Below are 24596 nucleotides of genomic sequence, written 5' to 3' on the forward strand. Positions count from 1 at the left end.
TTTAAACGCCCATAAAAATCCCTTCTCGACATCAAAATATACCCCAAAGCAATGCAATCGTTTTCTTTAGCTAGATCACATCGCGCGCTGAAATCGGCTCAATTTTAGTGACCCAGTTAAAGTAAAACGTTTTCACCAATTTATTTTAGTAAAAGTTTTACTAATATCTTTTCCAGTTAAGGAGCAAGAGCGCTCCACTCATTTTGAAGCTCACTTTTTCATCCTTTGAAGCTTTCCTTCTAAGGCATTTGAAAAGTACATCGGTATATAAACCGGGAGGCAACACGTGAACAACTGGGAAAACTTCCTTCACCTACATGAGAACCGTATGGCACCACGTGCCTACTTTTTCTCTTACAACTCAGTGAAAAGTGCGCGAACATTCCAACGTGAATTAAGCAGCCACTTTATGCAGCTTAGCGGTCAATGGAACTTTAACTACTTCACTAACCCATTATTGGTGCCTGATACGTTCTACTCACAATTAATGGCTGAGTGGAACCAAATTACAGTGCCCAATATGTGGCAAATGGAAGGCTACGGTGATTTACAATACACCGATGAAGGCTTCCCTTTCCCTATCGATGTACCTTTTGTTCCTTCCGACAACCCAACAGGTGCCTATCAACGCACTTTCACCCTAGGTAAAAACTGGTGCGATAAACAAGCCATTATCAAATTTGATGGGGTGGAAACTTACTTTGAAGTGTATGTGAACGGTGAATACGTCGGTTTTAGCAAAGGCAGCCGCTTAACCGCTGAATTTGATATTTCACAACACGTACACCAAGGTGAAAACTTGTTGTCGGTACGTGTGATGCAGTGGGCAGATTCGACTTACATTGAAGACCAAGACATGTGGTGGACGGCGGGTATTTTCCGTGATGTTTACCTTATCGGTAAAGAGCAAGTTCATATTCAAGATTTAACAGTTCGCACTGACTTTTCAGATGATTACCAAAGCGCAACCCTGTCTTGTGCGGTTGATATTGAAAACCTAACAAGCCAACAAGCATCTGGCTTTGCACTTGAATATGCACTGTATGAACAAGGGCAAGTTATCGCAGACGGCGCACTCAACAACCTAGCGATTGATGCCGCCTCCAAGGTGCAATTTGCCATCGACATGGTTAACCCAATCCATTGGACCGCGGAAAACCCTTATCTATATCAACTTGTCCTTACGCTTAAAGACAGCACAGGGAAAGTACTTGAAATTATTCCGCAGCGTGTCGGCTTCCGCGATATTAAAGTGCGCGATGGCCTGTTCTACGTCAACAACCAGTACTTGATGCTACACGGTGTCAACCGCCACGATAACGACCATCTTAAAGGTCGCGCTGTCGGTATGGAGCGCGTTGAAAAAGATATCGTGCTGATGAAGCAACACAATATCAACTCAGTACGAACGGCGCACTACCCTAACGATCCGCGTTTCTACGAACTCTGTGACATCTACGGTTTATTCGTGATGGCGGAGACCGATGTTGAAACCCATGGCTTTGCCAATGTTGGCGATCTGAGCCGCATTACCAATGATCCTGAATGGGAAACTGTCTTTGTCGACCGCGCTGTTCGCCACGTACACGCGCAGAAGAACCACCCTTCTATCATCATGTGGTCTATGGGTAATGAATCTGGCTACGGTTGCAATATCCGTTCAATGTACGCTGCTACCAAGGCAATTGATGACACCCGCTTAGTACACTATGAAGAAGACCGTGATGCCGAAGTGGTTGATGTGATTTCGACCATGTACTCGCGTGCTCAGCTGATGAACCACTTTGGTGAGTACCCACATGAAAAACCACGCATTATCTGCGAATACGCCCATGCTATGGGTAACGGTCCTGGTGGTTTAACTGAATATCAAAACGTGTTCTACAAACACGACAGTATTCAAGGCCACTATGTGTGGGAATGGTGTGATCACGGCATTTTAGCGCGTGATGAACAAGGAACTGAATTCTACAAGTACGGCGGTGATTACGGCGATTACCCGAATAACTACAACTTCTGTATGGATGGACTGATCTACTCAGATCAAACACCAGGGCCGGGCTTAAAAGAATACAAACAAGTGATTGCGCCTGTGAAAATCCGAGCGGTTAACGCTGCAGATGGTCAGTTCATTGTTGAGAATAAACTTTGGTTCAGCAACCTCGATGACTACACCATCACCGCTGATATTCGCGCTGAAGGAGAAACACTGACGAGCATCAAGATAAAACTAGAAGGCTTGGCAGCAAACTCTGAGCGTGACATTCACATTACACTGCCAGAGCTTGATGAGCGTGAAGTCTTCGTTAACTTTACGGTGCACAAAGACACTCGCACGCTATATAGCGAGGCAAACCACGACATCGCGGTTTACCAATATCCAGTCAAAGAAAATACCGCTCAGTTACCTGCGTATACCTGCCTCAATGCGACCGAGCTAGAGATTAAAGAAAGCCGCTTGAATTACACCATCACAGGGCACAACTTCACGCTGAACTTATCAAAAATCAACGGCAAGCTGATCTCTTGGCTGGTTAATGGTGAAGAGCTGATCGCCTCCGCACCTAAGCTGAACTTCTTTAAGCCAATGGTTGATAACCACAAGCAAGAACACGAAGGACTCTGGGAGCCCGCTCACCTACAAATCATGCAGGAACATTTTCGCAGCCTAGAAGTCACGAAAGTTAACGGCAAGATTGAAATCACAACCACCAGCATTATCGCGCCGCCGGTATTCGACTTTGGGATGCGCTGTACTTACTGCTACCAAATTAATGCAGAAGGTCAACTAAATGTTGAGCTAAGTGGTGAACGCTATGGTGATTACCCGCATGTTATTCCTGTTATCGGTTTAGATTTGGGCATTAACGACCAGTTCGATCAAGTGAACTACTACGGTCGCGGCCCAGAAGAAAACTACCAAGACAGCAAGCAAGCCAACATGATTGATGTTTATCAATCAACCGTTGCTGACATGTTCGAGAACTACCCGTTCCCACAAAATAACGGCAATCGTCAGCACGTGCGTTGGGCTGCGCTTACCAACAGTAGCGGTGCAGGCATCTTGGTAAAACCTCAGCAAGACATCAACCTCAGTGCATGGTTCTACACTAATCAAAACCTACACCAAGCGCAGCATACGACTGAATTAGAAAAGAGTGGCTACATTACGTTAAACCTCGATCATCAAGTCATGGGCTTAGGTTCTAACTCTTGGGGAAGCGAAGTGCTCGATTCATACCGCGTTTACATGGATCGCTTCCGCTACGGCCTAACGTTATTGCCACTTCAAGCAGGCGATTGCAACGCACATGCAATGGCACAGCATGACTTTGGTAATGATTTTTTCAGCCAAACCTCTCTTTCTTCTACTAACAGCAACGAGGCCTAAACCATGATCGTGTTAGAGAGCTTAGAACAATTCAAAACGGTATATCGCGCAGGTCGTAAATGGAATCGTTGTGTCGAAGCCATCGAGAACATCGGCAATATCAAAGATGGCGTCATGCACTCAATTGGGGATTCTCTGGTGTACATGATCCAAAGCCATACATCCGCTACAACCCCAGCTTTAAACACAGAGTACTTCGAAGGCAACCGTCGTTATTTCGATGTGCACTACTACCTTGAAGGCAGTGAAACTATCGAATTTGCAGACAAGTCTGTATTAACTCAAATCACAGCTTATAGCGATGAAACCGACCGTGAATACCTTCAAGGTCGAGGCGAAATTCGAGAGCTGCACCAAGGTCAAATCGTCATTTTTGATAACAGCAAAGCCTACCGCTTTCATGGCGATAACCAAGCCGAAAAGCTCGTACGCAAAGTGGTGCTGAAAGTCACTATCGAAGACGGTTACTTCTTAAATAAATAATAAAAATCGGAATAAATATCCGGAAATAAACAACAAGAGAGGGACTGCAGTCACAGCACTGTAAGCCCCTCCTCACCTACAATCAACGTGATTCATCGGAGATATCAGATGTCTGATACTAAACGTAATACGATAGGCAAATTCGGCTTGCTCTCTCTCACATTTGCGGCTGTATTCAGCTTCAATAATGTGATTAACAATAACATCGAAATCGGTTTATCCTCTGCGCCAATGTTTTTCTTGGCAACGATTTTTTACTTCATTCCTTTCTGTTTGATTATTGCAGAGTTTGTTTCTCTGAATAAAGATTCAGAAGCGGGCGTATACGCGTGGGTAAAAAGTTCACTAGGCGGTCGCTGGGCATTTATTTCAGCCTATACCTACTGGTTCGTTAACCTGTTCTTCTTTACCTCTTTACTGCCACGCGTTATTGCCTATGCGTCATACGCCTTCTTAGGTTATGAATACATACTGACGCCATTTACCACCACGGCGCTCAGTATGGTGCTATTCGCATTCGCAACCTATGTCTCAACCAACGGTGCAAAAATGCTGGGGCCAATCACCTCAGTGACCTCATCGTTAATGTTGTTACTAACCATGTCTTACATTCTACTTTCTGGTGCTGCACTGCTAGGCGGTGTGCAACCTGCTGACCCTATTACAGTTGAAGCCATGGTGCCTGAATTTAGCTGGGCATTCCTTGGCATAACGACATGGATTTTCATGGCAGCTGGCGGTGCGGAATCGGTCGCAGTTTACGTTAACGATGTGAAAGGCGGCTCTAAATCTTTCGTCAAAGTCATCATAGTCGCGGGTATTTTCATTGGTGTGCTTTACTCAGTTGCATCTGTACTGATCAACGTATTCGTACCAAGTGAAACGCTAAAATACACAGGTGGTTCTGTACAAGTATTTGAAGGCTTAGCCACATACTTTGGTCTGCCAGAAATCATGATGAACCGCTTTGTTGGCTTAGTATCATTTACGGCAATGTTCGGTTCACTGCTGATGTGGACAGCAACGCCAGTTAAAATTTTCTTCTCTGAAATCCCAGCGGGTATCTTCGGCAAGAAAACGGTAGAGCTAAACGAAAACGGCGTTCCAGCACGTGCCGCTTGGATTCAATTCCTCATTGTTATTCCATTGATGATCATCCCGACAATGGGATCGAACACTGCACAAGACCTGATGAATACCGTCATCAATATGACCGCTGCGGCCTCTATGCTACCACCGCTATTCATCATGATTGCTTACCTGAACTTACGCTTGAAATTGGATCACCTCGAGCGCGACTTCAAGATGGGTTCACGCATGACTGGAATTGTTGTGGTATCCGTGCTTATCGGCATCTTCACTGTTGGCTTCCTGGCTTCAACCTTCCCAACAGGTGCAGACATCATGACTATCATCTTCTACAACGTTGGCGGCATTGTTATCTTCCTTGGCTTTGCTTGGTGGAAGTACAACCAATACATCAAATCGCTAAACCAAGCTGACCGCATGGTAGAAGAACAACCCACAGTTCAAGTGGTGCAGGCTGAAGCACAATAATCACAGCTAAGCCTATCGCGCCCAGAACAACATAAAAAATAAAAAGGATGGTGACCACACCATCCTTTTTTATTTTCAGAAGGCAACGAAATAAACCAACTTACTCTATGCCATAAGACTGAATAAAAACGGTCGTCAGCGTATCTACTTTTTGATGCAATGCTTCACCCTTTAGCTCGGCATCCAAATTCATTATTTGCGGCCAAAAGAATAAGCCTTGAAACAAACTAACATAGACATCCGTCATCAGTTTAGGGTCTTCATTTTTCAATCGTCCTGCTTCTACTGCCGCACTAAACCATTGGGTGATCGCACGAATACTATAAATATTACTGATTAGATTTTTGGCCATTTCAGGTTGACGTAAAAACTCAATCACTATGGTGCGGGCTAATGAAATCCCATAGGATTTGTAGAGCACATCTATCTCTTTGTAAGCCAATGATTTGAGTTGTTCTTCTGTGGTTTTATCGGGCTCAAATTGGTAACAAACACTCTCGTTGACCGTATCGTTAATGATGGTAAGCACAGACTCAAACAGTATTTCTTTACTTTCAAAGTGACGGTATAGCGTTCGTTTAGACACCTCAGCTGACGCTGTAATTCTGTCCATATTAGCTGCAAGGAAGCCATGCTCAATAAATTCAGCCTTCGCAGCATTAATAATATCAAGATGCTTTTGCTGTGATCTTGTTAGTTTTTTTTCCATATCCCCCCCGAATCAATCACGCTAGTTTACAGTCTGCAACACAAAAGTACACTATTGAGTTTACTTTGAGGTGTTTATGTATAAAATAAACTCCAGAGTTTACTTCTTGGCGAGCTATCTCTTGAACAGTAAACACTTTGTTTTTCTATTAATCGCTCTTTCATGAGGACTGAGTTAATGCGCTCGACAGCTTCGACATTACTGTTAATTAAACAAACGGCCATTGCGGTAAGTATCGCTATTGGTTCCACACTAATTTCTGGTTGTGATTCGAATGAAGCTCCGCAAGATGCGGTAACGACCATCACAGTAAGACCTGCGCTTACTGAAGTCATTTCGCACAGTACCAATGCGAAATTGACCTTTAACGGTGTGGTACGTTCAACTCAACGTGCTGATCTTGCGTTTCGATTAAGCGGACGAGTGATCGACGTACTTGTGCATGAAGGGCAGCAAGTCAAAAAAGGGCAGTTATTAGCACAATTAGATCCTCGAGATGCTAAAACTGCACTCGACTCTGCGCATTTTGAATTTAAAAACAGTGAAGCAGAGTACACGCGTGGAAAAGCAATTTACGACAAAAGCCAAGCTATCGCTAAAAGTGATCTAGACACATTACGCACCCGATATAATGTCGCAAAAAATCGCTTAACCGATGCAAAACGTCAGTTGGAATATACCCAATTACTAGCGCCTTTCGATGGCATTATTGGCCGTAAGATGGTTGATAATCATGTACAAATTCAAGCAAACAGCCCTGTATTAACAGTACATAATATTAATGATTTAGAAGTCCTGATTAATATCCCAGACAGTGTCATGCTGGGTGATTTAAAAGGATCAAAAGCATTAGCTCAAATTAGTGCGCTGCGTAATGAAACCTTTCCATTAGTATTAAGTACTTATGGAACCCAAGCCGATCCTGTGACTCAGACTTATCCCGTGGTGCTGACCTTTGAAGACCTGCGTGGTTTTAATGTATTACCGGGCATGGCTGTTAAAGTTGTGCCAGTTTACCCTACAGATCAAGCACAAGCCGCAGCACTGATCACTGTACCACTGACTGCAGTGGTTCCAGATAACCAAGGTGGGCAGTTTGTATGGGTTGTCGACCAAGATAATCAAGTCCACCAAAGACCCGTAACTGCTGGCACACTCAACGCAAACCGAATTGTAATTAAAGCAGGTTTACACGCAGGTGAGCGCATCGTTATTGCCGGTGTTTCAAGCTTAAAAGAAGGCATGAAAGTGAAACCTTACACTGACAAACTCGCTGCGAACGTTGAGGGCTAAAGCATGGATATCGCACGTTACACCATCGCCAAACGTACCTCGGTTTGGGTGCTTATTACTTTAATCTTATTGGGTGGATACCTCAGTTATTTAAAGCTGGGCCGCTTTGAAGATCCTGAATTTGTTATTCGACAAGCCGTCATTAATACGCCCTACTCTGGCGCAACAGCTCAAGAAGTGTCTGACGAAGTCACCGATGTGATTGAAGGTGCAGTTCAATCGCTTCAAGAACTCAAAGAAGTAAAGTCTGTCTCTAAACAAGGCATGTCTGAAGTCACGGTTGAAATCAAATTAGAGTTTGCCAATAGCCAAGCCGCGCTCCAACAAGTGTGGGATAAACTTCGTCGTAAAATCAGTGATGTACAGCGCCAGCTACCACCAGGCGCAGGTGCGTCGATAGTGAATGACGACTTCTCTGATGTGTACGCACTCTTTTTTGCGGTAACAGGAGAAGGTTTTACTGACAAGCAGTTACAAGATTATGTGGATGAGTTACGCCGTGAATTAGTGTTAGTACCCGGCGTAGCTAAGACCGCGACGTTAGGCGAACGCCAAGAGACCATCTTTGTTGAAATGTCTGGCGAACGCATGGCTAAATTTGGTGTTTCAGCTGAAAAAGTTTACCAAGTGCTGCAAAAACAAAACATGGTAACGGTTGCGGGCAGCATTGAAACTGATGCTATGCGCATTCCTGTGATCCCAAGCTCAAACGTCAACTCATTTACTGATCTGATTAATATGCAGGTGGGTCTAGGTGACAATAACGCAGTGCTACGTTTAGGCGATATTGCTACGGTTACCCGTGGCTACCAAGAACCACAAACCATGATGGTTCGATACAATGGTCAGCGCGCTGTTGGGTTTGGTATTTCTAACGTAACAGGCGGTAACGTAGTTGATATGGGGGACGCCGTTAAAGCCCGCATCGCTGAGTTAGAAAACCAACGTCCATTGGGTATAGAGCTAAATGTCATCTCTATGCAGTCGGACTCGGTGCGTGATTCAGTGACAAACTTCATCGATAACTTAATCGCTGCGGTTGTGATTGTCTTTATTGTACTACTGCTGTTTATGGGTGTGCGCTCAGGGATCATCATAGGTTTTGTTCTGCTACTTACAGTTGCAGGCACTTTGTGCATCATGCTGATTGAAGACATTGCCATGCAGCGGATCTCACTTGGCGCACTGATCATTGCACTGGGGATGTTGGTTGATAATGCGATTGTTGTCACTGATGGCATTTTAGTACGCCTGCAAACAACACCTAATGACAGCCGTGATGAAATAGTGTCCGATGTGGTTAACGCCACCAAATGGCCACTGTTAGGCGGTACGGTTGTGGGAATTTGTGCATTCAGTGCGATTGGCTTGTCACCGTCAGATATGGGTGAATACGCAGGTTCACTGTTTTGGGTGATCCTCTACTCTATGCTTTTAAGCTGGGTATTTGCTGTCACGATTACCCCGATGCTGTGTTATGACTTTTTGAAAGTCAAACCCGTGGATGCCGAAGCGCCTGTTGGGCGGATCAGTCGTGGCTACCGTCAATTACTAACATGGGTGATTAAGCATAGGTTGGTTAGCTTGAGCTTATTGTTAGTGGTGCTGTTTACTGCCGTTTATGGCGTGCGTTACATTCCACCGGGCTTTATGCCGGAATCGCAACGTGCGCAGTTTGTGGTTGATGTGTATTTGCCACAAGGCTCTGACATTAAACGTACTGAGCAAACCATCGCAGAGATTGAACAAGACGTTAAGCAAAAAGCTGGCATTACTAACATCACCAGTTTTGTCGGTGGTGGCGGTTTACGCTTTATGTTGACCTACGCCCCCGAAGCGCGTAACCCGAGCTATGGCCAACTGTTAATTGATATTGATGACTATCAAAACATCGCGCCCTTATTGGTTGAGCTACAAGATGAGCTTGCTGAAAAATACACGGATGCGTCAATCAAAGTATGGAAGTTCATGCTAGGTCGCGGCGGCGGTAAAAAGATTGAGGCTGGTTTTAAAGGCCCTGATAGCGCGGTATTACGTCAGCTAGCAGAACAAGCGAAAGCCATTATGCTCAATGACGATCAACTAATCGCGGTACAAGATGATTGGCGTCAACAAGTGCCAGTGCTGCGCCCGAGTTACTCCGAACAGAAAGCACAACAGTTTGGATTAACCACTCAAGAGATAAACCAAGCCATTGCACAAACGTTATCTGGCCGTCATGTCGGTGTTTACCGCGAAGGTAATGATTTAATTCCGATTGTAGCTCGATCACCAGAAGCAGAGCGTAATCAACAACGAGCAATTGAAAACACCGAGGTCTATAGCCATACGGCTGGCGGCTTTATTTCAGTCAGCCAGTTGATTGAATCGACCAATGTAGTTTGGGAAGATGCGATTTTACGCCGTATTAATAGAATGCCGACCATTTTGGTACAAGCCGATCCCGCACCCGGCGTATTAACAGCAGACGCATTTAATCAGCTTCGTCCACACATCGAAGCGATTGAACTGCCAGCAGGTTATGAGTTGATTTGGTATGGGGAATACAAAGCGTCTAAAGATGCGAATGAAGGACTCGTGATTTCTGCCCCTTATGGGTTTGCAGCAATGATCTTGTCTGTAATTTTCATGTTTAATGCCATTCGCCAACCCTTGGTTATTTGGTTAACAGCACCGTTGGCGATTATTGGTGTGACCGTGGGCTTAATTGTGTTCCAAACACCGTTTGAGTTTATGGCGATACTCGGTTTCTTGAGCTTGATCGGCATGATGGTGAAAAATGCCATTGTATTGGTAGACCAAGCAGACGCTGAAATCCGCGAAGGTAAATTACCTTATCATGCCATTATTGATGCTTCGCTAAGTCGTGCTCGACCAGTATTGCTGGGCGCATTAACCACGATTCTAGGGGTTGCTCCTTTGCTGGTTGACCCTTTCTTTAAGAGTATGGCGGTCACCATTATGTTTGGTTTGTTGTTTGCGACAATCCTAACTTTAGTTGTGATCCCACTCTTCTATGCCATGTTCTTTAGGATCAAGGCGATAGAAGAATAAGCTAAAACGTTAAGAATCAAAAAGGAGCGTTCGTACGCTCCTTTTTATTATTGATAATTGAGAGTATCAGCTTACGTATATTGGCCCACCAAAGGAGGTTACTGGTGGCGCTTCACCTTTGAATTTCTCAAACTCGACAACAACAGTATTGGCACTGGTCGCTTGGGCTAATTGTGACGAACCAATATCTTGTGTCAGCGTATTCGGATCGCCATAGGTATCGAGCGACCCTACTTTCTCGTTCACAGGGCCATACCATGCCCCTTCATGAATACGAATCACTCCTCGCGGATAGTTATCAGACACGCGCGCCCCCGCCAGTAACTGGCCGCGGTCGTTATACACCCGTACTATATCGCCATCGCTAATACCACGTTCTTTGGCATCTTCAGGGTTAATATAAACCGGTTCACGCCCTTGTACTGTGTAGGTCTCACGGTATTTTTCTGATTCACACATTTGTGAGTGTAAACGCTGATCAGGGTGGCACGATTGCAACCAAATAGGGTACTTATCAGAACTTGGTCCACCGTGTGAGCGCTCTGATTTTTCAAACCACATTGGATGCCCTTGGCAGTATTCGTAACCGTAGCGATCGATCTTACGGCTAAAGATCTCAATAAAGCCAGAAGGCGTACCCAATGGGTTAATCTCAGGATCTTCACGGAAAGCAGCATGGCGAACAAAATTGGTGCCTTCACCAAACTCAACCAGGCCTTCCTTCCAGAACTCATCGAATTCAGGCATTTTATGCTTGGCTTTGTTGGCTTCACGGCATTCATTATAGAGCTGATGTAACCACTCCATTTCGTTCATGCCACGGGTATATTCTTTGGCTCGGCCAAAGCGTTCGCACAACTCGGTGAAGATTTGGAAATCTGTTTTCGATTGATAAAGCGGATCCACCAGCTTATGCATCGCCAACACGCCAGAGGCTGAATACGCCCCATATAAGTCAATATCGTTACGTTCAAACTGGGTACACGCAGGTAAAACAATGTCTGAGAAACGACAGGTTGCTGTCCACGCAAATTCGATAGTGACAACAGTTTGCAATTTTTGGAACGCGGTTTTCATTCGATTACGATCTTGGTGGTGATGCCATGGGTTACACCCACTAACAACGACCATTTTAGGATCGGGGAAGGTCACTTTCGAGCCGTTATATTTGATCTCTTTACCCGGCTCTAAAATACAATCGATCCAGCGTGCGACAGGGATGGTACTGCTATACCCTTTAAAGTCGGTGCTATCCCACTTAGGTTTTTGGCCTTCATCGACATTACGAGGGAAGCCACCAGGACCAGATGCGCCTGTTGGTGGAATACCGACTCCACTGTAGTGATGAGAGTAGGAAATCCCACCACCCGGTAACCCAATTTGTCCGATCATCGCCGCCAATACCGCCCCCATCCAGTAGGGTTGCTCACCGTGCTGCTGGCGCTGGATCGCCCAACCAAAGATCAGTTGGGTACGCCCTTTCACCAATAGGCGGGAAAACTCACGAATATCATCGGCTTTAACACCACAAATTGGCTCGGCCCACTCAGGCGTTTTCTCCACTTTGTCTTTGGTTTTACCTTCGACATACGGAATAAACTCATCAAAACCTAACGCATAAGTTTCGATGAATTTTTTATCGTACAGATCTTCTTTATACAGGGTGTGGGCTATCGCCAGCATGAAGGCGACATCCGATTGCGGATTCACGTAGATCTGATCGCTATTAAAGTAGTTCTGGCTTTTCGATTTAACAGGATCGACTGAGATCACTTTGATCTCACCTTTGGCTACTTTCTCTTTTAGCTGCTCATAATAGCCATACGAACCATGCGTCTCACACTGCCAACCAACTTGAGTATTCTTGATCGGATCATTGGCCCACAAAACCACGACATCAGTATTCTCTAAGATCTCTGGCCACGATGTCCCTTGGGCATAAACCTCGGTTGAACCCAGTACATAAGGCAAAATAGTTTGCCCAGCCCCTGTTGAGTAATCACCCACCTTCTTAATGAAGTTACCGTGCATACCTACGGCGCGTTGCATGTGCGTAGTGCAACTATGGAACTGCCCTGTTTGTCGCCAACCAGTTTGCCCTGCTAACAATGCCCACGGACCATAGTCTTTTTGGACTCGTTCAAGTTCTTGATAGAACAAATCTAACGCTTCGTCCCATGTCACGCGAATGAAGCGGTTATTACCACGGGTATCACCGCTGTACTTATGTTTTTTTAGCCAATCAAGTCGCACCATAGGGTAACGTACTCGCGATGGACTATAGATAATCCCTTTAATGCCTTTGAGCATATCCGTTGGGTATTTATCAAATTCCAGCGCTTTCAGTTCTTGTACTTTACCGTTATATATTTTGGCGCGAAATGCTCCCCAGTGAGAGCCCGATACTTTCCATACACCATCAGCAGCATACGGGGAAACCTCTTCAGCCGCCTGAGCGGCTTGCATCAATAAACTTGGCCCAATCACTGACGCAGCTGAGGTCGTCGCGAGCCCTTTCAAAAAATTACGTCGACTTAGAGACATAGCTTAATCCCTCTGTGCATTAGTGATTACCATCAGCAAAATCTGATGAGTGTTTTTGAAGATATTTCAGAACCAAGGCTTCACTATCATGATCGAGGTTCACAAACGCCAGCATACCGTTAAACATGCCTGGCCATGTATTGGCATCGAAATGCGCTTCTTCTGGCTGGGTATGACAAACACTACAGTTGGTGTTGTATGCTGATTTTGTTTCACTCCAGATTTCATCAACATTGGGTAGCATAGACTCTTTAGGCATCCACAATTTCACTGATACACGCTGCCAAGGTAGACCCGTTAGATCATCTTCTTTTTCTTCAAATTTCTCGACCAAGCTATCGCTCAATGCCGCTTCTTTGCTTAGCGCCGCTGTTGGGATATTCATACCAAAGTCTTCATTAATCACTCGGCCAAAACCTTTTGTTTTACGCCAGCCATTAATTTCGACTTGAATGGCTTTATCTGTCACAGCCACCACTTTAACCTCAGATGCTGGGTTTAATTGACCACCATCTTTGGTCATGGCTTCATCTTCAAACATAGGTAGGAAGCGGACACTAAAGTAATTATTACCTTCGGTGTATTGGGTGTTCTGCGCTTTGGCAACCAATTGATCCACCATGCCGCCAGAGGCTTCCATGTTGCCCGGTAATTGGTGGGCAATGCCTTTATGACAATCAAGACAACTTTGGTCACGTTCAGCCGCTTGCTTCATTTGTGAACGTGCCCGATCAGACATCAGGTCCCAGTCCATGCTGTCGTAGTTATGACAGCTTTTACACTCCATCGATCCATTCGCTGCAAACCGTTTCCATTCATGGTTTGCTAATTCAAGGCGTTTTTCTAAGAACTTTTCGCGCGTATCTATCGTGCCAAAAATGGCCCCAAAGACCTCTTTACTGGCCTGCATTTTACGTGCAATTTTATCTGTCCAGTTATGTGGAACGTGGCAATCAGGACACGTTGCCCGTACCCCTGAATGATTCGACCAGTGAACTGTTGACTGTAATTCTACGTATACATTGTCACGCATTTCATGACAGCCAATACAAAACTCTTCTGTGTTGGTGTGCTCAAGGGCAGTGTTAAACCCGCCCCAGAAAATCACACCCGCAATAAAGCCACCGAGTGTTAATACACCGAGGCTAATATGAACTGCTGGACGCCAAAACGTCATCCACAGTTTTTTAATCAAACTCATCATAATGACCTACCTTGTCGTTTACTGTGAATGGGAAAGTTAGCCGTGACCTGGGGGGCCAAGGAAAAAGACTTGTAACATCCAAACAATAAAGCCGTATCCACCCACGAGGGCGATAGCTAAGATAGGAAAAAGAAAGACGGTTATAAAAATAAATGATCGCCATTCATACTTACCACGTTCTTCTTCTTTAAGCGGTTCTTGATTGCTCATGCTCACATCCTTTTTTTATTCACCTACCTCTTTAGATGTAATAGAGAGGTGGCCTATCTACGAAAGTATAGTTAAGGAATTCTAAACAACTGAGTAGCACGTAAATAATTCTGGTCTCATCACATTAACAGCGAATATTTGCCTGCACTGGGTAGGAAGAATTGAACCGCGGGATATAAAAAAGCCACCGTATAACGATGGCTTTGAGAAGAATTGTCAGCGTATATTTACAACGATGCGCTATAGATGGTTTGATTTTGCTTATAAAGCTTTAAACGTTGCGAGAATTTTGCGATGCGCTGATTATCTTTACTTTCAAGCTTACTCAGTGCGACCTGTTGTGCTTTCACTGCATCATTAAATTCACCACATGCTGCATATGCTGCTGCTAGGTTATCGTAATCACTCGCATCATTTGATGCTGTACGCTTAATGATTTGCTTCGCCAGTTTAAGTGCACGCTCGCCATCTCGTTGCTTTTCATCAGAACAGGTCGCGTATAACCAAACTAGGTTACGCTTAGAGTCCATCGAACCTGCATTTGAGGCATCGTTAAACCATTTAATGGCATTACCACAATCTGTTTTACCTGTACCACCACCTGATGCATAGTAGTGCCCTAGCTCAACCATGGCTTGTACCGAACCTTCATTTGCAGCTTTAGTATACCATTCAACCGCTTGTTGATTATCACGCGGTAGACCACGACCATTCTTGAATAAATCACCAATCATTGCTTGAACTTCAGGTGTATCTGCTGCTGCCTTCTTAAGCCAGTACATACCTTTCAGTGGATCGGCTTTTAGACCGTTGCTGCCTTCAATATATGCACGACCAAGAAACAGCTGCATATTTTTATCGCCTTGCTCAGCTTCAAGTTCAACATACTTAAGAGTGGATAATAAATGGTTGTCTGGCGCTGTTGTTACAGAAGCATGTGCTGATGTGATCCCATATCCTGTTGCGGCTAAACCAAACATCGCACCGATAACAACATTTTTTAAAGTCATAACTGCTGGCATAAAACGTTCTCTCAAGTTGCTTCACTCTAAATCTTGGCAACGAATTTAACGGTCGAGTGATTAAAAAACAACCAATATAATATAGACTTGCTTGTACAGTTATGAAGGCAATATAGAGTTATACTTGCGTGGTCAGTAAGTTATTACCGAAACAGGAAAGGAAATAAAGTGCTAGTAATGAGAGGTAGATCGCACATAAATGACTATTTTACGCTCTGCTGCTGAATTTACGCTGAATATATTAACGCCAGCAAATATGCTGGCGTTATCATTTCTCGTCACTATTGCTTAACCCGCATGAGCGATATTAAAAATCAATGCTCAGTACATCTTTGCCTACCGAGTACCCTTTTTGGCTTGAGTCGACATTCAGTACATCGTTAACAACATCAGGTAAGTCAAACAAACCGTTACATACCAAAGTCAGGTCATAGTCGCCCGATGGGATATGTTTGAACTCGTAAGTATTTTCTTTACTCACTTTCGCTGTCAGCATTGGCGCATCTTCTGACCCCATATCCCCATAGCTTGACTCACCACCTGTCTCGCCATGTATCTCATACAAATAAATGTACGCATCAACCATGGAAGAGGCACACGCTGATGGGTTGATATTCCCTATGATGTTCCCTGCTTCATTATTGTTAACTATACGAAGTCCTCTGTCCTTCATTTCATACGCGTCTTGTTTAAGCTGGAGCATATTGCGTAAATCAAACGCTAACGTAATGGTTTGTGGCACATCAAAATTTAAATTTAACCCTTCAAAGGTTAATTCATCGGCAATTTTGAGTGGTTTTAAGTCGCCAAAAATATCGCGTACATGTGAGTAAGGTGTATCTAAAATATCGCCATAGCCACCTTGGTCAATGGTTGATAGGGCCACCGAAACATAATCACCAGCCAGCATGAGTTTATCTTCTAATAGACGAACGAGATCAACGCCAGTTAAATCCGTTAGGTTCAGAACAACAAACATTGGATTCCCGTCACCATCAACAGGAATGTCACCGTCTACTGGTACACAATCTTCTGAACTTGCAGTCTGCTCAAACGACTCAGGCGTCCAATTAACAACATCACCTAAGTTATTTATGAAGGTCATGCCATCTATTGCGACACACACTTTAGAGACATCTTTATCTGTTGGTGTTTCTGGTGCTGGCGACTCGGCAACATCAGCTGAAATAGGCACTTGAGCTGATGCTGTTCCCCCACCCGAGCTCGCTGCGGCTCCACTACTATCAGAGTCACCATCAGAACCACCACACCCAACCACCACAAACATGGTGAGCACTATCACTATTATATTTTTCATGTCATCACCCCTACGACAAATGAAAATAGGCCGCTACTGTTGTGGTGTTGTCACCACTGTTATCTTGCTGCTACGTTTTTATTCGATTTTATCGCTGCGCTGAATAATGGCATTCAGCCAACAGACCAATATGATGAACACGGCTGCGAACGGAATTAATCAGATTGGTAATGAAATTTTAGGTGCTATACGAGAAGGAAAAACGTTATCTGGGGTGTTCTCAACGATTGAGAAAAACTTCTTACCTACAAGACAAAATGTGCAATTTCGAGTCAATGGGGTAAATGAAGATAAAGAAGGGATTCCACGACAAGCAGAAATAACAAAGGCCAGCAAATGCTGACCTTTGAAGGTGTTTATCGGTGCTTACTCATGTTGCTACTCAACACTTGCGGGTTTTAAATCCAACATGTCTTGAATGTTCGCCTGTGGCTTAGGCTCTTGACCAAAACCACGTAAGCCCACCACGTGTACGTGTTCACGATCTTTAAAGATCTTACGCACCAACTTATAGGTCGTCCCTTTCTCGGGGCTGATGTTTTCAGGCGCGGCAATCAATAATTGCATGTCTAAGCGGTCACAGAGCTCGAACAAGGTCGAGATAGATTTCGCATCCAGACGTGCGGCCTCATCCAAGAACAGTAAGCGACAAGGAATAATATCTTTACCACGTAAGCGGCGAGATTCTTCTTCCCAGCTTTGGATAACCATCAGCAAAATTGCCTGACCTGTACCAATCGCTTCACCCGTTGATAGTGCACCCGACTCCGCTTGTAGCCAACCGTCTGTACCACGGTTCACTTCAATGCTTAGCTCTAGGTAATTACGGTAATCCAGCAGCTCTTCACCCAAGATTTGTGGCGAACGTTGACCCATATCGATATGTGGGTTCAAACGTTGGAACAACTTCGCCATCGCTTCAGAGAAGGTCAGACGGTTGTTACCAAACAAATCTTGGTGTTGGTCTTGCTGCTCTGCCAAACCTGCCAATAATGATTCATGCGTTTCACGTACTTTGACGTTTAGACGCACGCCTTTCACCTGACCAAAACCAATGTTCATCAGGCCTTGGTTTAGCATACGAATACGGTTCTGCTCACGCTGAATCGTTTTACGAATGATGTTTGCAACAGAGTCCGAACTGATTGCTAGGCGTTGCTCACGTGCTGTTAGCTCTTCCGTTAGACGGGCTAACTCCACTTCCATTTCTTCAATCGCTTCAACCGGATCATCGGTGTGAATGATATCGTGGCGAATACGCTCACGCAGGTGTTGGTACACCGCAATATAGAACAAGACTTTACGTTCTGGACGTGAAATATCTTCCGATGCACGTAGCGAATCACGTAAGTCTTCATTATCAGCAACCGCTAGACGCAAGGCACCCAGCGATTTATCCGACAGTGAACGTAACTCATCAGCAGACATGTAGGCCATTTCGCGACGGTGTAGACGACGTTCAACATCGTTTTCACGTGCTAAACGCAATACGGCACACCAGCCTGCTTTGGCATTCACCACCAGCTTACGTAAATCTTGGTATTCTTTACCCACTTTACGCAGACGTTTCGCCAAGCCTTTCATTTCAAGCTCAATCGAGGTGATCGCTTTTTCAAGCTGGCTACGACGAGTACGTGAACTTTGTAAACGTTCATTCAATTCGTCACGGCGTAAGCGCGCACGCTCTTCCGCTTCCACATCAGCACGCACACCTAGCTCTTGTAGCTCGCGCTCAAATTCTTGCACTGTTTCCAGTTTCGCTTGATGCGAACTCTTCAACGATGCCATTAGCTGGTTATATTGGTTCGCTTGTGCACGCGCTTGTTTCAACGCATCACGGCAACGGTTACGCTCACGCTCAGCGGCAACCAATTTGGCTTTAAGCTGTTCATTAAGCTCTGAACTCTTGCCAAGCAATTCAACAGAATCAGCGTAACCAAAGTGGTGACGACGCTCTGCTAAATCTGCAACAGCAAAGATTTCTTTCTTCAATGCTTGCAGTGTTTGGTCTGCATCTTGGTGCTGGATATTTAGCGCATCAAATTGCTGCGGGTCAACATCTAGCGCAGAGGCGATACCTTCAAGCTCAGAAATTGCCTTACCGTGGCGGTCAAGGTAGTTACGTGCTTCATCAAGTTGGGAAAGCTGTTGTTCAATTTCTGCAAAACGCTCAACAACCGTTTCGTCTTCTAACAAGTTAACCATTGGGCTTAGTTTGCCCAGTAGTGTTAAACCTTCACGCGCAGCCGTTAGCTGGCTACGTTGTTGCTGCTCTTGCGCATCCATTTCAGACAGCTGACGAACCAATTGGTTACGCTTATCACGTGCTGTTTTCAGTTCCGCTTCTGGATCAGGCTGGAATGCAACCGACATGTGGGTCGCAACAAAGCTATTAAAGCTTTGGTACAAACGCTGTAGTTTTTGCGAATCAAACGCCGCTTTTGCGTGATCTTCAACAACTTGATCGCGCTCTTCACGTAAATGCTCTAAACGTTGTTCACGCGCCGCACGACCAAACAATGGTACTTTCGGAAAACGTGAGTAACGAAGTTGACGATCGTTTAAGTGAACACAAACCGCTTGCTCTAGCTCGTCCACATCAAAGCCGCTGTCATCAAATGAATCAGCATCCCCTTCAATGATGTAAAGATCGTCAGGACAATCTTCTAGCGCAATCAGCTTGTCTTTAATGCCTTTAAGATCAGGCACCACAATCGCGTGACGCGCAGGGCCGTACATCGCACTGAAATACGGCGCATCTGCTAGCGTGATATCGTCATAGATCTCAGACAGCATGGTGCCGCCTAGCGTATCGGCCAGTGAACGTAGCTCTGAATCGTCGCTACCACCAGGCTGTGCAAGACGCTCGATGTCTTTTTCTAACTGGCTCTTACGCTGCGCTAACTGATCGCGCATTGCTGAAACTTGACGTTCGCTATCCAGTGTTTGCTGCATAGCATTCATTACAGCGTTGCTATCGAACAACTCTAGTTGCGATTGTTCAGCCAGTTTTTCAAGAGCATCACTTGCCGCAATCCAAGCTGGCGCTTTCGCTTCATGCTGCTTAATTTGCACCGCAAGTTGCTGTTCTTGACTACGTAGCTCACTACGCTGTTCGACCAAGCTTTCTTGCGTTTGCTCTAACGACTCCAGCGTTGCTTCATGGCGAGCTTGCTCTTCTGCCAATGCAAGGTCACCGTCAATTTGAGTGGCAAAGCGTTTGCTGTAGGCTTCCGCTAACTCTTTGGCTTGACGTTGCTGACGAACGCTACGCTCTAAATCGCGATACTGTGCTTTAAGCTGCTCACCACGCTCTGCCACATGGCGAAGTTGACGTGCATGGGCAATTAACTCTTGAGCTTTCGTACCAGCTTGCGCACGGTCTACCGCACCCGCAATGGTAGTAACAATCTGCAAACCTTTTTCAAACTGCTGGATAGCCGCCGACGACATGTCCAGTTTGTGCTTGAGTGCCAGTAGCGCCGTTGTTTTCTGCTCTTCCGCTTGCTTTAGCTGTGCTAAATAAGCAGGTGCACTATCTGCCAAAAGTTGCTCATCACCTGAAAGCTGACGTGCTTTTTCCAGTGCTTGAACCGCTTGTTGATATTGAAGCGCACGCGTTTGCTGCATATCCAACGCTTGTTGGTAATCGGCAAGCTGTGTTTTCAGGCTATCAACTTCTTCTTCCGTTAATAGCGCTTGCTCTTCAGCCATCGCAAGTTGTTCAGCAGCTTCTTCAACCACCATCACTTGTTCTTCTAAGCGCTCGGTCAGCTCTTCAAGATCTTCTTTGTAGCGCTCGATCTTTTCTTGCTGGCGAACCGCTGTTTGCACAAGTTGTAGGTGATCCGATGCCGCTTGGTGATCTTGCTCTAACGATGATTCACGTTCGGTCAGTTCATCAAGCTCAGCACTGTGATTGGTCAAAGTTGATTGCTGATCCATCAAGCTTTGGCGCGAACCCAGTAGTTCACCACGTAAGCGTAATGTCTTATCTAGGCGCTGTTGACGATCGTTGGCGTGACGCATGTAATCAGCCGCAACATAGTTCGTTGCTTCTGAGATCAAGTGCTTAAATAAATCACGATCGCTTTGGGTTAGCTTGATCGCTTCTAGCGTCATGCGGTTTTCACGCAGTGCTGCTTCCATGTCTTGGAAGGCTTTTTTCACACCTGTGTTTTGCGGCAATAGGTAATCACGCAAAGAACGGGTGATCGCACTAGAAATACCACCGTACAGCGAGGCTTCAATCAGACGATAGAACTTAGAGCGGTCGGTACTGTTACGCAGTTTCTTCGGCAGTACACCAAATTCAAACATCTGCGCGTGGTAATCGGTTACTGAGTTAAAGGCTTTGAATACCACACCTTCAATCTCTGCAATACCGTCTTTTACTTCGTTCAATTGGCGAACACGCGCTTGTGTTTCCGATACCGTCTCAACCAAAATTTCAGTTGGCTTAATGTGTGACGGTAAACCTTGAATAATAAAAGGCTTAATATCGACTTTCTTATCACGACCCGCCACTTGTTGTAGGCGTACCGCAAAGATAATACGTTGGTTTTTCGAGTTAACCACATCGAGCGCTGAGTAACAGGCGCCTGGTTTTAACTTACCGTGTAAACCTTTGTCACGGGAAGACGCTGAACTGCCCGCTTCCGTGGTGTTACGAAAGTGCAGTAGGCTTTGATCGGGGATCAATGAGGTAATAAACGCCGCCATTGTGGTCGACTTACCCGCACCGTTACCGCCCGATAGGGTTGTTACTAGGTTATCAATGTCAAAGGTACGGGCAAAAAAGCCGTTCCAGTTAACCATGGTGAGCGATTGATACTTACCGCGTTCCATCACACTTCACCTTCTTGTTCTGGCTCCGTTGGGAGCTCTAGTTGTTCTTCGTGTTCTTCATGAGCATCTTGCTCGTCAAGTAGGCTTGACTGGCTTGGTTCTTGGTGGTGAACCACTGCTTCACCATCACGGATCAAGCGAAGTTGCGCTTCACGCACATCATCACCGCTACGTACATCGGCACCAAAACGGAATACCGATTCGCTAATGCGGAATTTACCGTTTTCACCCACAGGAATGATCATGCCTAAACGGCGAAGACGACGCAGTGATGTTTTCACTTTGTCGTACAGTTTTTCACGGTCTAAATCTGAACCTGATGCACGGTTCGTCACTAACTTCATCAACTTAGGTTCATCGGCTAAGGTCATTAGCTCGTCAAACAGCTCTTGGTTAGTAAAAATACCTTCATGGGCCAAACGCTCTGGGCTCAAGTAAAGGAAACACAATACTTTACCCACTAACATATCAACTTCTGCCAATACAGAGCGGCTAATGAGTGATGTGGAACGCGGACGCAAGTAGAAGAAGCCTTCTGGCGCACGTACCAATTCTGCGTTATAGCGTTTGTAGAACATGTGTAATTCACGCTCTGCATCAATCAGTAGTGCGTGGTTGTCTAAATCTTCACTCGAAATATGGCGACCTGAACGCAGCGCATTATCAAGTGCAGGGAAAAGTGGGTTAGCAATTGCTTTAGCCAACTTCTCCGGCATAAATTCTTCAATATTTATCGATGACATTGGCTTGTACCTTAGCTCCGTAGTCGTTAATCGCTTCCCAATCGGGCTGAATGGCATTGAAGTCCGATTCGGAGTAACCCAATCGAACAGCCTGATCGATAACGATCCGCGATAAATCAAAATGCTGAGCATGAGGTTGCTGAGCAAGATAGTCTTTCAGTAGCGCACTAAGGTTAATAGCAGCGCCTGTGGCTTTATGAGCTTGCAGCATAGCAGCAACTTGTTCAGCAAGTTGATCATTGACTAGGCTGAGCTCTTCAAATTCCATTTCTTCTGGCACTAGGCCTGTCACTTCATCGTCACGCAATACGAGGGTTTCATCACGCATGTCGAGTAAACGATCGGCATCGGCATAAGTGAGTAACCATGGATTATCAAAGTAATCGGTCACTGACTGACGCAGGCGCTGACTGAAGGCACGGTTTTTATCCATATCAATCGCAGTACGAATAAATTTGTGTACATGGCGGTCGTAACCAATCCATAAGTCAATCGCTTGCTGGCCCCAGCTAATAATGCGGTCTAGTTTCATCTGCAAAACGAAAATCATACCATCAACAAAATCTAACTCAGCATGGCCTTGAGTTGCTTCTTGAATATCAAGTAACTGTGTTTGCAGCTGATCGCCCGCGGCTTGCAAGGTGTCTTGCAACTCACGCAGGGTACTTGATGTTTCATTCAATAAGCTTTCACAGCTAGAGATTGCCGCTTGCCAATCTTGATTAAGCAGCTCAGCAATATCGTGTTTCACTTGCTGTTGTTGCTCATCCATAGTGCGCTGATTTAAATCGATACGGTCGAAAATATCCGCTACAGAATATTTTAATACTGCGTAAACATTGCTGCGCCAGTGCTTCTCATCACCACCTTCTTTGGCGGCAACAGCAGCTTTATTGATTTCATCTGCCACCATGGCAAGCTGAATCGATAATTTCAGTGTCGAATATTCACGCTGACGCGCGTAATAATCAGTGATACCCAAAGCCAACGGACTTAGGCGATAAATACTCGCTCCGTCATTCACTTCACTGGTAAAACGAGAAATAAGACGTTGGCGAACCAACTCATTGATGGCGTTATTGGCACGAAATGCGAGCGTTTCTTTTGATTGTTCAAACAAGTCGCTTACTATGCGAAATGCGTCAATCAGCTCACCTTCTCCTAACTCTTCTTCAAAGCGATCGCTACTTAAAACAGCAATCGCCAACAAGAACGCCAGCCGCTCAGTTGGTAAGTTAAGCGAGAAATCATGCTGCTTAACCCAAGTTACCAACTCAGGAGCGGTCTGGGTAACTTCACTCATCCGTTGTCCTTTTTGCTGTTAATAGTATTTGCCTCTGCCGTAACTGGCTTTTGTGCGTACACGTGAATGTAACGCCCTAGCGACAAATAAGGCTCTTGACGACAAAGCTTCTGCTCCATCTCAAGAACTTGTTCAAAACTGTAATCCCCAACCATGGTATCGCGCATATAGTCATGAAATGTGCGCACGCCTGTTTTACCGAGGATCTGAAAACCGCCTTCTTCAAGCCACTGATAAACATCATCAGGTTTGAGGCCTTGATAAGGCTGAAGCTTGAAGCGTTTACGATGCGGCATCCCTTCTTCAACATGCGTCAGGTTGCCACAAATTAAATTCTTAAATAGTAAGCCGTTATAGTTGTAGAACATCACCGAGATAATGCCGCCAGGCTTAACTTGCTCAAGTAAACTATCTAAAGCCTGTTGCGGATCAGCTAACCACTCCATGACAGCATGGAATAAAATCAAATCTGGTTTCTGTGCTAAATGTTCACCAATATCCTGCACAGCACTGTGAACCAATCGATACTGCTCAAGCAAGCCATTTTTGGCAATGTCTTGCTCGGCTAATTTCAGCATTTCACCAGAGAGATCACACAATGTGATTTTATGGCCTAATTCAGCTAACTTTTGTGACAGTTGACCGACACCGCCTCCCGCATCCAGCACAGATAACGGTTTGTCATCTGGCAATGCTGCTAATATTTGCTGCAAATCTTGCCATACAACAGTCTGTCGGATCTGCCCTTTGGCAGTGCCGTAAATGTTTTTGGCAAATTTTTGCGCTAGGTCGTCAAAATTTCGATCTTTGATCACGGCTGCTTTACGTTATGATAGCGGTTCTAAAATGGTGTTTATTTTCTCACAAGCTCTATAGGAATAAAGGCTTGTGATGTCTTTTTAAGCTCAACTGCTGAT

Annotated in this window: 16 protein-coding genes; 6 read left to right on the forward strand and 10 right to left on the reverse strand. The window is 45.1% G+C overall.

The genetic code is table 11. From position 1 onward, the window contains the following. Nucleotides 1-286 precede the first annotated feature (286 nt). The 3 genes from ebgA to L4C35_RS03060 all read left to right on the forward strand — a co-directional run bounded on the left by ebgA (nt 287) and on the right by L4C35_RS03060 (nt 5431). The gene (gene ebgA / locus L4C35_RS03050; protein ID WP_428461487.1) at nt 287-3391 is read left to right on the forward strand and encodes a beta-galactosidase subunit alpha; all 3105 of its coding nucleotides are present in this window, start codon (nt 287-289) and stop codon (nt 3389-3391) included. A gap of 3 nt (nt 3392-3394) precedes the next feature. Then, a complete protein-coding gene (locus tag L4C35_RS03055; protein ID WP_428461488.1) occupies nt 3395-3874 on the forward strand; it encodes a beta-galactosidase subunit beta in 480 nt (159 codons plus the stop codon). A 108-nt stretch (nt 3875-3982) separates the two neighbouring features. Continuing rightward, nucleotides 3983-5431 carry an amino acid permease gene (locus L4C35_RS03060; RefSeq protein ID WP_428461489.1) on the forward strand — a complete coding sequence of 483 codons (1449 nt, stop codon included), beginning with the start codon at nt 3983-3985 and terminating at the stop codon, nt 5429-5431. Nucleotides 5432-5531: 100 nt separating this feature from the next. Here the strand turns inward: L4C35_RS03060 and L4C35_RS03065 are convergent, their stop codons facing one another. Further along, a complete protein-coding gene (locus L4C35_RS03065) occupies nt 5532-6140 on the reverse strand; it encodes a TetR/AcrR family transcriptional regulator (protein ID WP_428461490.1) in 609 nt (202 codons plus the stop codon). Between the two features lie 177 nt (nt 6141-6317). On the opposite strand from L4C35_RS03065, the gene L4C35_RS03070 reads away from it, so the two are divergent. Both L4C35_RS03070 and L4C35_RS03075 read left to right on the forward strand, forming a co-directional pair. Then, on the forward strand, nt 6318-7433 hold the full coding sequence (locus tag L4C35_RS03070) for an efflux RND transporter periplasmic adaptor subunit (RefSeq protein ID WP_428461491.1): 1116 nt from the start codon (nt 6318-6320) through the stop codon (nt 7431-7433). Between the two features lie 3 nt (nt 7434-7436). Next, nucleotides 7437-10487, forward strand: a complete 3051-nt coding sequence (locus tag L4C35_RS03075) for an efflux RND transporter permease subunit (protein WP_428461492.1) — start codon at nt 7437-7439, stop codon at nt 10485-10487. 66 nt (nt 10488-10553) lie between these two features. Here L4C35_RS03075 and torA read toward each other — a convergent pair whose 3' ends face one another. From torA to L4C35_RS03100, 5 genes are all read right to left on the reverse strand, one after another. Then, nucleotides 10554-13031: a trimethylamine-N-oxide reductase TorA gene (gene torA, locus L4C35_RS03080; RefSeq protein WP_428461493.1), complete on the reverse strand. Its 2478-nt coding sequence runs from the start codon at nt 13029-13031 to the stop codon at nt 10554-10556. Between the two features lie 19 nt (nt 13032-13050). Further along, nucleotides 13051-14235, reverse strand: coding sequence for a pentaheme c-type cytochrome TorC (torC, locus tag L4C35_RS03085; RefSeq protein WP_428461494.1), 1185 nt, complete (start codon nt 14233-14235; stop codon nt 13051-13053). A gap of 36 nt (nt 14236-14271) precedes the next feature. Further along, a complete protein-coding gene (torE, locus tag L4C35_RS03090) occupies nt 14272-14445 on the reverse strand; it encodes a trimethylamine N-oxide reductase system protein TorE (RefSeq protein ID WP_048897116.1) in 174 nt (57 codons plus the stop codon). A 227-nt stretch (nt 14446-14672) separates the two neighbouring features. Beyond that, nucleotides 14673-15467, reverse strand: a complete 795-nt coding sequence (locus tag L4C35_RS03095; protein WP_428461495.1) for a tetratricopeptide repeat protein — start codon at nt 15465-15467, stop codon at nt 14673-14675. A 307-nt stretch (nt 15468-15774) separates the two neighbouring features. Next, nucleotides 15775-16785: a hypothetical protein gene (locus tag L4C35_RS03100; protein WP_428461496.1), complete on the reverse strand. Its 1011-nt coding sequence runs from the start codon at nt 16783-16785 to the stop codon at nt 15775-15777. Between the two features lie 106 nt (nt 16786-16891). Between L4C35_RS03100 and L4C35_RS03105 the strand changes: the two genes are divergently transcribed. Next, entirely contained in the window at nt 16892-17128 is a 237-nt protein-coding gene (locus L4C35_RS03105; RefSeq protein ID WP_428461497.1) for a hypothetical protein, read from the forward strand. Nucleotides 17129-17163: 35 nt separating this feature from the next. Here the strand turns inward: L4C35_RS03105 and mukB are convergent, their stop codons facing one another. Genes mukB through cmoM form a run of 4 tightly spaced genes read right to left on the reverse strand, consistent with a single transcriptional unit; the run spans nt 17164 to nt 24494 of the window. After that, a complete protein-coding gene (mukB, locus tag L4C35_RS03110) occupies nt 17164-21633 on the reverse strand; it encodes a chromosome partition protein MukB (protein ID WP_428461498.1) in 4470 nt (1489 codons plus the stop codon). Then, on the reverse strand, nt 21633-22376 hold the full coding sequence (gene mukE, locus L4C35_RS03115) for a chromosome partition protein MukE (RefSeq protein WP_428461499.1): 744 nt from the start codon (nt 22374-22376) through the stop codon (nt 21633-21635). Before mukE ends, mukB begins: the two co-directional genes overlap by 1 nt. Continuing rightward, a complete protein-coding gene (gene mukF / locus L4C35_RS03120; RefSeq protein ID WP_428461500.1) occupies nt 22357-23679 on the reverse strand; it encodes a chromosome partition protein MukF in 1323 nt (440 codons plus the stop codon). Before mukF ends, mukE begins: the two co-directional genes overlap by 20 nt. Next, nucleotides 23676-24494, reverse strand: a complete 819-nt coding sequence (cmoM, locus tag L4C35_RS03125) for a tRNA uridine 5-oxyacetic acid(34) methyltransferase CmoM (protein ID WP_428461501.1) — start codon at nt 24492-24494, stop codon at nt 23676-23678. The genes mukF and cmoM overlap by 4 nt, the downstream gene beginning before the upstream one ends. Between the last annotated feature and the right edge of the window lie 102 nt (nt 24495-24596).

This window comes from Photobacterium kagoshimensis, assembly GCF_050337045.1.
Taxonomy (GTDB): domain Bacteria; phylum Pseudomonadota; class Gammaproteobacteria; order Enterobacterales; family Vibrionaceae; genus Photobacterium; species Photobacterium kagoshimensis.